At 43.3% G+C, this 12,336-nt stretch carries 8 protein-coding genes, 3 tRNA genes and 1 pseudogene; 5 read left to right on the forward strand and 7 right to left on the reverse strand.

Annotated features, from left to right (window positions below; all coding sequences use genetic code 11):
* Positions 1-25: 25 nt before the first annotated feature.
* From epmA to NI469_RS04970, 6 genes are all read right to left on the reverse strand, one after another.
* On the reverse strand, positions 26-1,000 hold the full coding sequence (gene epmA / locus NI469_RS04945; RefSeq protein WP_253174541.1) for an EF-P lysine aminoacylase EpmA: 975 nt from the start codon (positions 998-1,000) through the stop codon (positions 26-28).
* Positions 997-2,064, reverse strand: a complete 1,068-nt coding sequence (locus NI469_RS04950; RefSeq protein ID WP_004645739.1) for a 4-phosphoerythronate dehydrogenase — start codon at positions 2,062-2,064, stop codon at positions 997-999. Before NI469_RS04950 ends, epmA begins: the two co-directional genes overlap by 4 nt.
* A 180-nt stretch (positions 2,065-2,244) precedes the next feature.
* Positions 2,245-2,334 (reverse strand) — tRNA-Ser (locus NI469_RS04955).
* Positions 2,335-2,603: 269 nt separating this feature from the next.
* Positions 2,604-2,693: transfer RNA gene (locus NI469_RS04960), tRNA-Ser, on the reverse strand.
* Between the two features lie 87 nt (positions 2,694-2,780).
* The gene (locus NI469_RS04965) at positions 2,781-4,817 is read right to left on the reverse strand and encodes an FAD-dependent oxidoreductase (RefSeq protein WP_253174542.1); all 2,037 of its coding nucleotides are present in this window, start codon (positions 4,815-4,817) and stop codon (positions 2,781-2,783) included.
* Positions 4,818-4,957: 140 nt separating this feature from the next.
* The gene (locus tag NI469_RS04970; protein ID WP_044111519.1) at positions 4,958-5,311 is read right to left on the reverse strand and encodes a hypothetical protein; all 354 of its coding nucleotides are present in this window, start codon (positions 5,309-5,311) and stop codon (positions 4,958-4,960) included.
* Positions 5,312-5,559: 248 nt separating this feature from the next.
* Between NI469_RS04970 and argG the strand changes: the two genes are divergently transcribed.
* Positions 5,560-6,900, forward strand: a complete 1,341-nt coding sequence (gene argG, locus NI469_RS04975) for an argininosuccinate synthase (protein ID WP_004279561.1) — start codon at positions 5,560-5,562, stop codon at positions 6,898-6,900.
* Positions 6,901-6,975: 75 nt separating this feature from the next.
* Here the strand turns inward: argG and NI469_RS04980 are convergent, their stop codons facing one another.
* On the reverse strand, positions 6,976-8,247 hold the full coding sequence (locus tag NI469_RS04980) for a GGDEF domain-containing protein (protein ID WP_253147612.1): 1,272 nt from the start codon (positions 8,245-8,247) through the stop codon (positions 6,976-6,978).
* Positions 8,248-8,399: 152 nt separating this feature from the next.
* On the opposite strand from NI469_RS04980, the gene pyrC reads away from it, so the two are divergent.
* From pyrC to NI469_RS15910, 4 genes and pseudogenes are all read left to right on the forward strand, one after another.
* Complete coding sequence (gene pyrC, locus NI469_RS04985; protein WP_253147613.1) at positions 8,400-9,434, forward strand: dihydroorotase; 1,035 nt, start codon at positions 8,400-8,402, stop codon at positions 9,432-9,434.
* Positions 9,419-10,078, forward strand: coding sequence for a ribonuclease T (gene rnt / locus NI469_RS04990; RefSeq protein WP_004279557.1), 660 nt, complete (start codon positions 9,419-9,421; stop codon positions 10,076-10,078). The genes pyrC and rnt overlap by 16 nt, the downstream gene beginning before the upstream one ends.
* Before the next feature lie 20 nt (positions 10,079-10,098).
* Positions 10,099-10,174 (forward strand) — tRNA-Glu (locus NI469_RS04995).
* A gap of 163 nt (positions 10,175-10,337) precedes the next feature.
* Positions 10,338-10,841 (forward strand): annotated as a pseudogene (locus NI469_RS15910) (TonB-dependent receptor plug domain-containing protein); the annotation flags it as partial.
* Between the last annotated feature and the right edge of the window lie 1,495 nt (positions 10,842-12,336).

The raw sequence follows: 12,336 nt of genomic DNA on the forward strand, positions 1-12,336 counted from the left end.
ATTAAGAAATATTGGATCAGTACCATCAGGAAATATCTGCCGGAAAAGTAATCACTTGCTCCAGTTTCATTTGATTGGTTGCAATCATCAACAAACGGTCAATTCCAAGGGCAATTCCAGAACATTCCGGCATATTCGGTAAAGCTGCCAATAGATATTTATCGATCGGCATGACATGCAAGCCCAGCTTGGCCCGTTCTGCATTATCCGCCTCAAAGCGCGAACGCAATACGTCGGCATCAATCAGCTCATCATAGGCATTGGCCAATTCTAAACCTTCGATATACAATTCAAAACGTGCGGCGACCAGTTCACCATCTTCATCGGTTCGGGTTTTGGCCAGTGATGCCATTTCAGGGGGGAAATCAGTCAGGAATACTGCAGTATCAAAACCCAGACTAGGTTCAACCATATGTGAAAATAACAAGTCGATATAGCCAAGACGGTCATTTCCCAGATCCAGATTAAGACCAACGCGGCGGCAGCAATCTTTCAGTTCCTGTAAAGTGGCTTGAAGTGGATTGAGATCCAGACGATCCATGAAAGCATGTTTATAGCTTAGAATGGTCGGACGGATTTCGCCAAAACGTGCTTTCAAAGTCACATTCAGCAAATCCGATACTTCAAACATCAGATCTTTTAAACTAAATCCCGGGCGATACCATTCCAGCATGGTGAATTCGCTATTGTGCTTGCGTCCATGCTCATCATTGCGGAAGACCTTACAGATTTGGTAAATGGGTCCACTACCACTGGCCAATAAGCGCTTCATAGCAAATTCGGGTGAGGTCTGCAAATAATGCGTATTCAGTTTACCCAGCACATGGCGCTGTGCCTGTACCGAGGCTAAATGCACATCGGTCACACCGGCTTGAGACAAAATCGGTGTTTCCACCTCTAATACATCCCGCTCAGCGAAAAATTGACGGATTTGACGATATAAGGTCGCCCGTGCACGCATGGCTTGAAGGTCACAAGTGGGTTGATACGTCATCGTCATGCCTTCGGCCCACCATGTGCTGCCCACTCACGACGCAGCGGATAGGTTTTACGTAAATGATCAAATGCCTGCTGATCGATTTTGCCTTCTTTGAGACAGGCACGTAGATTGGCATCATCACGAGCAATGTCATAAATTTGGGATAAATGCTGTTGCAATGCCATTTTTAAATCCTGCCCCTGAAAAAACTGCTCACAGATAGGCAGCTGGGATTCAAACTGTTTATTGGCTGCAAAACCGAAAGTTTGACAAAAAGCTTCGTAAATCATCTGGGTACCACGTGCCTTGCCTTCCAGGCTATAGCCGGCAATATGCGGAGTCACCAAAGTCACCAGATCCAGAAGTTCTGCTGAAATCAGCGGTTCGTGTTCAAAAACATCCAAAATTACGGGGCGTTGTGTCGCTTTAATATCTTGAATTAAGGCAGTTTCTTCAATCACTGGCCCACGCGCTGAGTTAATCAGGATCGCGTCAGGCTGCATTTTTGCCAACGCAGTAGCATTAAATAAATGATAGGTTGGATATATGCCTGTTTTGGTTAAAGGGACATGAATTGAAACGGCGTCCGCCTGCTGCAGCAGTTCATGAAATTCGACTTGATCAACCTGCTCTCTTTGCACAAAAGGATCGCAACCGATCACGCGCCAGCCCAAGAGCTTCGCCATGTAGGCCAACCGGGTGCCGACATTACCCAAACCGACAATACCCAGGGTAAATGTCGTATTGGCATCGAGTAATTCAGGACGTACCTGCAATAATGCGGTAATGACATATTCAGCCACTGCTTGCGCATTACAGCCGGCTGCATTACTCCACTGAATCCCATGTTGTTCTAATGCAGCAATATCCAAATGATCTGTACCAATGGTGGCACTGCCCACAAATTTGATCGAACTATTCTGTAGCAGTACTTCATTGACCTGAGTCACTGAACGTACCAGCAAGCTATCGGCATCTTTGACATCATCTGCGCTTAAGGTTCGCCCTGCACAATGTTGAATGTCACCAAATTCGGAAAAGAAATAATCGGTAAATGCCAGATTTTCATCTGCGACAATTTTCATAATGAGATCCATATGATGCTTGGGCGTATGATAGCGCGTTGACGCCTCTGACTCTATATTTGGCCGATACGTCCATTTTTCAAGATTTTATGAATTAAGTTCAGGACTGAAGAATTTAATATTCAAGATCTGTAGCCTAAAAAGAAAAACCCCAATCTTTCGACTGGGGTTTTTAAAATTTGGCGGAAGCGGTGAGATTCGAACTCACGGAGGACTCACACCCTCGTCGGTTTTCAAGACCGGTGCATTAAACCGCTCTGCCACGCTTCCTTGGCCGCCATCATATAAATAAATTAGATTTTTGGCAATAAAATTTAGCGAAACTTCTATAAAAAGCGGTTTATTCAGCTAAAAATCACCCGAAATCAAAGCTAACCTGGGTATTTTCAATCAAAGTTTTTAATATTGAAATGATCTTAAGTTGTATTTAACTCAGCAGAGAATGATGAGAGGAATTAACTGCCTTATCAAGTGGATCAACAACTGAAAAATATTGAGACATAAAAAAACCCAGTCAAATAGACTGGATTTTTAAAATTTGGCGGAAGCGGTGAGATTCGAACTCACGGAGGACTCACACCCTCGTCGGTTTTCAAGACCGGTGCATTAAACCGCTCTGCCACGCTTCCATGGGCGCAATAATACGGAGCTTTTGTCCGGCTGACAAGTGAAAATTACAGTGAATGCAATCAACTGCATATAGTTTCATCAAATCCTTACAGTTTTGCTGCTAATTCCGCTCCCTCACGAATGGCGCGCTTGGCATCGAGTTCAGCAGCCAGTTTTGCACCGCCAATAATATGATACTGCGCCAAGGTATTTTCCCCAGCACTCGGCATCAGGTCTTTTACCGATTCCTGACCTGCACATACCACAATGGTATCCACACGCAATAATTGAGCATGGCCATCTACCTCAATCCATAAGCCTTCATCCGTGACAGATTTATATTGCACACCGCGCAACATCCGCACGGCATGTTTTTTTAACTGGGCACGATGTACCCAGCCTGAAGTCTTGCCTAGTCCTGCGCCAAGCGGTGTCTTTTTACGTTGTAATAGATAAATTTCCCGTACTGGAGGTTCTACTTCAGCACGCTGTAACCCGCCTTCAGTCAGATAATCTGGATGAGAATCTACACCCCATTCACGCTTCCACTCATCCACAGGTTGCGGCTGTATTTGATGCGGTGGCTTTAATAAAAACTCGGACACATCAAAACCGATCCCGCCTGCGCCAATGACCGCAACACGATCACCGACAGGTGCGCCACGTAGCACTTCTGCATAAGATAATACTTGTGGTGCCTGACTGCCTTCGATATTCAAGGCACGCGGCACAACCCCTGTAGCCACAATCACCTCATCAAAACCCTCACGCTCCAACTGCTCGCGGTTGACTCGGGTATTGAGACGCAGATCAACTCCAGTTTTTTCTAGCTGCACTTTAAAATAACGAATCGTTTCGTGAAATTCTTCTTTCCCCGGAATCACTTTAGCCAGATTGAACTGCCCGCCTACTTCATGACTGGCCTCAAACAAAGTGACATCATGCCCGCGACTGGCTGCGACAGTAGCCGCTGACAGACCTGCAACACCACCACCAATCACTGCAATACTTTTCGGTTTTTTGGTTTTGACATAGACCAGTTCGGTTTCATAAGCGGCACGCGGATTGACCAGACAGGTTGCGCGCTGGTTTTTAAAGGTATGATCCAGACAAGCCTGATTACAGGCAATACAGGTATTGATTTCATCAACACGATTGGTTGCAGTTTTATTGACCCAGAACGCATCTGCCAAAAGTGGACGTGCCATCTGCACCATATCTGCCTGACCAGAAGCCAGAATTGCTTCGGCAGTGTCTGGCATATTGATCCGGTTAGATGCAATCACCGGCACCGAAACATGTTTCTTAACTTCAGCCGTGTAATCGACAAAAGCAGCTCGAGGCACGGAAGTCACAATAGTTGGAATACGTGCTTCATGCCAGCCAATCCCGGTATTGAGCAAAGTAATTCCTGCCTTTTCCAAAGCTTTAGCTACGGTAATCACTTCCTGCATGGTATTGCCATCATGTACCAAATCGAGAAGTGACAAACGGAAACAGATAATAAATTTCTCACCAATTTCAGCGCGAATCGCTTTAACAATTTCTACGGCAAAACGCATCCGGTTTTCAATCGGGCCGCCCCAACGGTCGTTACGCTGATTGACATGACGACTTAAAAACTGATTCAGCAAATAGCCTTCAGAACCCATGATTTCCACGCCATCATAGCCAGCCTTTTTGGCAATGATGGCAGTTTTCACATAATCCTGAATGGTATTCAGGATCTGTTTATCTGACATTTCACGCGGTTTAAAAGGAGAAATTGGTGATTTGATCGGGCTGGCCGAAACCACAAAAGGCTGATAGCCATAACGTCCGGCATGCAGAATCTGTAAAAGAATTTTAGCACCATGCTTATGCACTGCATGTGTCACCAGACGATGCGGCGCAATATCCCCCAAGGTATTCATGGTACCGCCCGCCGGCAACAACCAGCCCTGACGGTTTGGCGATATTCCCCCTGTAATCAGCAGACCTACGCCACCCTTTGCTCGTTCGCCAAAATACGCTGCCAGTTTAGGATAGTTATAGAAGCGGTCTTCCAGACCAGTATGCATCGACCCCATCACCACCCGGTTTTTAATGGTGGTAAAACCCAAATGCAGTGGCTTTAAAATGTTGGCATAGCGCGTCGTGGTCATAACAAATCCCTGATTATATTTGGCTGAGCAAGTCATTCCCTTACTTTAACTGATTTTCAGAAGCTTTTTATGACCCTGAGTTCAGCATTTTCAGGCACAAACATCAATCTTCGAAACCAGCTCACTCTATACATGACGAATTAGTTCTGCCATTGTCGTGCGCTGGATTTCCATAATGCAATCGCACCCAATACTGTCCCAATCGGAAAACTGAACAGCATGAGGATTGCCATCACTCTGGATAATGTCCGCCCTGAACCATTGCCCTGCTTGACCTTGATACTGGCCTGTATATTAAAAAACATCAGCAAGCCTAAAAGCAGCAGCACCACACCTAAACTCAGCATGGAAATACTGGATTGCTGATATTCAAGATATAAAAACAGCACTGTACTAAAACCAATCAGGCCGGCATAAATCCCATGCAACAGTGCCAGCGTTTCATTCTTAGCTTTAGGATTTAAATTAGGTAAAGGTGGGATGCGAGTCGCCATGCTTTTATTCCTGTTTTATCTGATTTTTAACTTTATTCGGCTGAATATAACCAATTTCTTCCGTTTTCAGCAGGATTCTGGTGAAAATCGTGCGATTTATGATTATTTAAGCCTATTGAATAGAGATTTTAAAACGAGTTTTTCTTTTCTAAAGCAAACCTAAATAAATTAATGATACAATTGATGCAATATGTATTTTTTCAGGCCACCAATTCTGGCGTGCCTATTTCATATCATTAGGATGAACAATGTCTGATAATGCAACTATCTTGCAGAATGTCCCAGTAGGTAAAAAAGTTGGTATTGCCTTCTCTGGTGGTCTAGATACTTCTGCTGCTCTTTTGTGGATGAAACAAAAAGGCGCTGAACCTTATGCTTACACAGCTAACTTGGGTCAGCCAGACGAAGACGATTACGATGCGATTCCAAAAAAAGCTGAAGCTTATGGCGCAGTAAAAGCACGTTTAATCGACTGCCGTTTACAGCTTGCATTAGAAGGTATTGCTGCAATTCAATGTGGCGCGTTCCATATTTCTACAGGTGGTATGCCTTATTTCAACACGACGCCATTGGGTCGTGCAGTAACTGGCACCATGCTTGTCACTGCCATGAAAGAAGATGACGTTAACATCTGGGGTGACGGTTCGACTTATAAAGGCAACGACATTGAACGTTTCTACCGTTATGGTTTATTGACCAATCCTGCGCTTAAAATCTACAAGCCTTGGTTAGACCAAACTTTCATTGACGAGCTGGGCGGACGTGCAGAAATGTCACAGTTCCTGATCGACAATGGTTTTGACTATAAAATGTCAAAAGAAAAAGCTTATTCAACTGACTCAAACATGCTGGGTGCGACGCACGAAGCTAAAGATCTTGAATACCTGAATGCAGGCATCAAAATCGTTGAGCCAATCATGGGCGTTGCGTTCTGGAAAGATGACGTAGAAGTAAAAGCTGAAGAAGTATCGATTACTTTTGAAGAAGGCTTCCCGGTTGCTATCAACGGTCAACGCATTGAAGATCCAGTTGAATTTATTCTTGAAGCGAACCGCATCGGTGGCCGTCACGGTCTAGGTATGTCGGATCAAATCGAAAACCGTATCATCGAAGCGAAATCTCGCGGTATCTATGAAGCTCCGGGTATGGCGCTGCTTCACATCGCTTATGAGCGTCTGGTAACGGGTATTCATAACGAAGATACGATTGAACAATACCGCATTAACGGTTTACGTTTAGGTCGTTTGCTGTACCAAGGTCGCTGGTTCGATTCTCAAGCGCTTATGCTACGTGAAACTGCACAGCGTTGGGTCGCTAAAGCAGTTACTGGCACAGTAACAATCGAACTTCGTCGTGGTAATGATTACACCATTATGAACACTGAATCTCCTAACCTCACTTATGAAGCTGAGCGTTTAACTATGGAGAAAGGTGATTCTATGTTCTCGCCGATGGATCGTATCGGTCAGTTGACTATGCGTAACCTGGATATCACGGATACACGTGCGAAACTGGGCATCTATACAGAAACTGGTTTACTGGCAGTCGGTTCTGCATCTGCAGTGCCACAACTGAAAGACAAAAACTAAGTTTTGTCTTAAGCAAAAAACCGCGCCCTGAGCGCGGTTTTTTATTGATGATTGTTTTATTCATTTTAATAATCTCTAGCCATTTGCAATATCTGAATTGACTGATCGAATAGACTGATAATAAATCTGGTTGCGTCCAAGCTGTTTGGCACGATATAGCGCCTGATCCGCGATTCCCAACAATGCATCCTTATCAATATCTTCCTCACCACGATAGACGGTAATGCCTAAACTGATGGTGATATGTTTCGCAACCGAGGATTTTTCATGCGGGATTTCCAGACGGTCAATCGCCTTAAAAATATTTGAAGCCACTGCATAAGCACCATGTGCATCCGTTTCTGGCAAGAGCACTACAAACTCCTCCCCGCCATAACGTGCGACAAAGTCCATATGACGGATCGCATTCTTGATGGTTTTGGCAATCGTCGAAATGACATCATCACCTTTCTGATGTCCATAAAAATCGTTGTAATTTTTAAAGAAATCCACATCGATAAACAGAATCGCCAAAGCCGTTTCTTCACGGCGTGCACGTTCGAAATGGACCTCCAGTGTCTCATCAAAGGTGCGTCGATTGGAAATCTTGGTCAGTTCATCATACTGACTCAAATGTAATAATTCGTTGGTATGAATACGCTGGATCTGCTCACTGATTCTGGCGCGAATACTATAGAGAAAAATCACACGCTCACGGGCAAAAATCATATGGCTAATCACATAACCCAGCAAGCAACTTCCAATTAAAATCCGTCCAAAAACCATAGGATTAAATTCAACTGAAAGGCTAAACAATACAAGAATAGTAGTTGCCGCAGCGAGTAATCCGGTGACCAGCATCTGAATCGGTTTAATACCGGTCAGAATATAACCCAGGATATATACGATCGTGACTATCGCCATGGATTGATGCTGCAAGGCATCAGTTTTAATCGACATGGTGATACATGAAATTGACACCTGTACCCAGAATACCAACAGCATCGAAGCCTGAGGAAAAAAGCGCTTGATCTTGGGTAAGCACGAGAACATATAAAAGATAATTAGCGACACGCCGCCATTGAGCAAGCCCAACATACACAGGACAAAATCATGTACGAAATATTCTTTGCTGATGCTCCAGTAATCTGTGGGAATCATCACCACCAAAAAAAGGAAATAGGCTAGTACTCCAGCCCACACATATTTTTCGACATGTTTGCGGGCGCGTTCCAGATTTTTGGTCCAGAATTCTTGTTCCAGATTTTGAGGGAAGACCGGGCCTACACGCTGGCTTTGCCGTGTAATCAGTTGTTCTATGTCTTCTTTATCATCTTGCAATTTCGCTAGATTGTACTTGTATTCCATTGCCAAGTATTTATGTAATTTTTTTATTAATTTTAAAATAACATACTTTTTAAAATTAATTTATACATATCCCTTATTTTGTAGCGCTTTCTCGTTACCATTTTTACTATAGATGGATTATCATTTGTTTTATTTGTTCGACTGAATTTGCCTTGAATACGATTACGATTCTCCAGCCAGATGATTGGCACGTTCACCTGCGTGATGGTTTAGCACTTCAACGTACCGTTCCCGATTTAGCCAAGCAGTTTTCTCGCGCCATTTGCATGCCAAATCTGGTGCCACCCGTTAAAACTGTCGAAGAAGCCAATGCCTACCGTGAACGTATCATGGCACATGTGCCTGAAGGGGTAAATTTCGACCCGCGTATGGTGCTGTATTTCACTGACAACACCCCGGCAAGCGAAGTTAAAAAGATCAAAGAATCTGCGCATGTCAATGCCATCAAGCTCTATCCTGCGGGTGCGACCACCAACTCCGATAGTGGTGTGAGCGATATGAGCAAAGTCTACGGCGTAATTGAACAGCTTGAAGAACACCAAGTGCCTTTATTGCTACATGGTGAAGTGACGCATAATCATGTCGATATTTTTGACCGTGAAAAGCGTTTCCTGGATGAAGTGCTGGCTCCCTTACTCAGACAATTTCCCAAGCTGAAACTGGTGCTCGAACACATCACCACCAGCGAAGCAGCAAACTTTGTACTTGAGCAAGACCGTAATGTCGCTGCAACCATTACGCCGCAACATTTATTGTTTAACCGCAATGACATGCTGGTTGGTGGGATCAAGCCGCATTTCTACTGCTTGCCGATTTTAAAACGTCAAACGCATCAGCAAACTTTGCTGGAAGTCGCAACCAGCGGTAATCCTAAATTTTTCCTGGGAACAGATAGCGCGCCGCATTCAAAAAATGCAAAAGAAAATGCGTGTGGCTGTGCAGGATGTTATAGTGCGCCGACTGCTATTGAGCTGTATGCTCAGGCATTTGATCAAGTGGGTAAAATTGAACGCCTGGAAGGTTTTGCCAGCCACTTTGGAGCAGACTTCTATGGCCTACCACGTAATACCAGCACAATTACCCTGATCAAAGAAGATCAAATAATTCCTGAAAGTTTAGACTATCTGGATGGTGAACAGATTATCCCACTGTATGCTGGTAAAACCATTCAATGGAGAAAAGTGTGACAAATGAAACGCTCCCAATCATTGGTCAACGTTTTCGTGGATTCTTACCTGTAGTTGTCGATGTCGAGACTGCAGGTTTTAATGCGCAGACTGATGCATTGCTGGAAATTGCGGCCATTCCGATTGTTTATAATGAGGAGGGTCAATTTGTGCCGGGTCAAGCTTACCATGCACATATCAATCCTTTCGAAGGGGCAAATCTCGACCGACGTTCGCTGGAGTTTATTGGGATCGATCCTTCGAATCCAATGCGAATCGCAATGGCCGAAGATGAAAAAACTGCACTCAAGCGCATTTTTAAATCGGTGAATGAAGTGCGTCGCCAGCAAAATTGTACCCATGCAGTTTTAGTCGGACACAATGCACATTTCGATTTAGGTTTTCTTCAGGCCGCGATTGCGCGTACCGGAACCAAAAACCAGAACCCGTTTCATAGTTTTTCTGTCTTCGATACAGTGACTTTAAGTGCGGTGATGTTTGGTCAGACCGTACTGGCAAAATCCTGTATTCAGGCTGGGATTGAGTTTGATGGCAAAGAAGCCCATTCTGCATTATATGATACGCAGAAGACCGCTGAACTGTTTTGCTATATTTTAAACAAACTCGCACCTCACCTGCTTGACACTCTGGTGGCGGATCAATAAGATACCGCCATCTTCTAAACGTCCCTATCGTCTAGAGGCCTAGGACATCGCCCTTTCACGGCGGTAACCGGGGTTCGAATCCCCGTAGGGACGCCATCTATTTTTTCTCTTCTTTATATTTCTTTGATCAGCATCTTAAGCTGCTCAAGTCCTACACTTTTATCAATTAATTAATGAAAATAATTCTCATTACTATTGATTACCTACTCTAAGTTAATGATAATCACTTCCATTATCTTTCGCAGATTTAACCCTTCTCATGCGTTTTGCTTATTCCCCACTTTCTATTGCGGTTCTAACAGCTTTATCAACATCTAGTTTTGCAGAAGAATCAAATTATCAAGAATCCATCCTCAAGGAAGCTACGGTTAAGTTCAACACAATTATTATCGAAGCTCAGCAAGAAAATGAAGTTGGAAAAACCATTTATTCAAAAGAAGATTTAGAAAAGACGCCGAATAGCTCAAAGAACATTACCGATTTTTTAAAAGTGAATCCGAATGTGCAGTTTAGTCAGTCACAACTTGCAGCAGGTTCTCAAGGTGAAATTAAACCTGCCGAAATCTCAATTAATGGTGCACAAACCTTCCAAAACAATTTCATTGTGAATGGTGTTTCCAACAACCTACTTATTAATCCAGCAAATTCAAACACAAATACGTTTCAAGATATTGGGACTGGCGCACAAGCTATGGCAGTGAACACTGACCTACTTTGTGAGCTTGAAGTATTAGATAGCAATGTGTCTGCCGCTTATGGTCAATTCACAGGTGGTGTTATAAATGCTAAAATATGCGCACCGCAAACAGAGATAGGTAAAATTCACGGTTCTATCACTTACGATTACACTGAAAGTGATTGGGCTCGCTACAACTCAATTTCACCTTTAGAAGAAAGTAAATTTGAAGAACCTACAGATGACTACCAAAAGGAATATACCAAACAAGGTGTAAGCACCAATATTTATGGGAAGCTCTCGAATGATTGGGGCTTTAATGCTTATGCTTCTCAAAGAGAGTCTATCATCCCAGTCAAAAGTGGCTTTGAAACACCTAAAACAATTGATCAAGAACGACATATCTCAAATCTTGGTGCAACATTATTTTATACACCAAACGCCTCAACCAAAGCGAAGTTTGGTTTGGATTATGGATTGCTGGACAGTTTGAGCTATGTGGACAGCAATCGTGATTCGGGAAGTACCACTGAAACCGAAACACTTACATTATTCTCTGAACTCGAACACCAATTCAATCTAGGTACTCTCGTACATAAACTTAATTTCCAAAACTCGGCGACACAACGCATTGCAGATAATAACTACAGTATGCATTGGTACTACGCCGAAGGAAGTAAAGATTGGAATAATACCGATGTTGTTCGAGAAGGCGCCATCATGGGAGAAATCAAACAACTCCAAGACGTTCTCTCTTACGACCTACAAGCCAATATAGACCCATTTAAAGTTGGTCAATCCCAACACAACATGACTCTAGGTGCGGGTTATAGCCATGCTCATGTTGAGTGGAAACGAGCCGAGGATGTTTTACTCGCGACAAAGATCAACTTAAAAGAACTTGGCAAAGATACTACCTGCCTTCAAAGTGACCTATATTGTGATGATAAACTAACGATAAATGGTTGGAATGGACAATATATCGCTGGTGGCACTCTGTACAAAGCTGGTGATATTCAAGCCCAGCAAGATCGCCTAAATATATTTATTGAAGACAATATTCAATGGAATGATCAAATTTCAACACGCTTTGGTGTTCGTGCTGATTATGACTCTTTAAGTAGTAATATCAATATTGCCCCTCGTAGTCGTTTCTCTTACAAACCCTTTAGTAATGATCAATTGCATTTATCCGCTGGGTGGAATCGCTACTATGGTCAGCAAACGTTAGGTACAGAACTGAATGAAATTCAAAATGATTTGCTCTACAAACTGTCACGTGAAAACCCACATGCACCTTGGGTAGAAACACAAACTACACTATCCAGCGGTGCGCGTAGTTCAGCGCTCAATACCCCTTTCAGTGACGAGACTGTTTTAGGCCTGAATACACAAATCCAGAATTGGGATCTAGGGCTAAAATGGGTCAATCGTAAATATCAGGATGAAATATCAAAAACTAAAGTTACTCCTTTAGAGGGTTCAAAATTCGGTGGTGTTTCAAAAAGTATGCTGGCATTAAACGAATCCATTATTGATATAAAAGAACACTAAATCAAAGGCTTTGAAATGATTTTCAAGC

This window comes from Acinetobacter lwoffii (assembly GCF_024129735.1).
In the GTDB taxonomy this organism is placed as follows: domain Bacteria; phylum Pseudomonadota; class Gammaproteobacteria; order Pseudomonadales; family Moraxellaceae; genus Acinetobacter; species Acinetobacter lwoffii_H.

Coding starts and splice junctions, on each gene's coding strand:
- NI469_RS04950 (WP_004645739.1), bottom strand. CDS start 2,064: ATGAAAATTGTCGCAGATGAAAATCTGGCATTTACCGATTATTTCTTT.
- NI469_RS04980 (WP_253147612.1), bottom strand. CDS start 8,247: ATGGAATACAAGTACAATCTAGCGAAATTGCAAGATGATAAAGAAGAC.
- NI469_RS04970 (WP_044111519.1), bottom strand. CDS start 5,311: ATGGCGACTCGCATCCCACCTTTACCTAATTTAAATCCTAAAGCTAAG.
- epmA (WP_253174541.1), bottom strand. CDS start 1,000: ATGACGATGACGTATCAACCCACTTGTGACCTTCAAGCCATGCGTGCA.
- rnt (WP_004279557.1), top strand. CDS start 9,419: ATGGAGAAAAGTGTGACAAATGAAACGCTCCCAATCATTGGTCAACGT.
- NI469_RS04965 (WP_253174542.1), bottom strand. CDS start 4,817: ATGACCACGACGCGCTATGCCAACATTTTAAAGCCACTGCATTTGGGT.
- argG (WP_004279561.1), top strand. CDS start 5,560: ATGTCTGATAATGCAACTATCTTGCAGAATGTCCCAGTAGGTAAAAAA.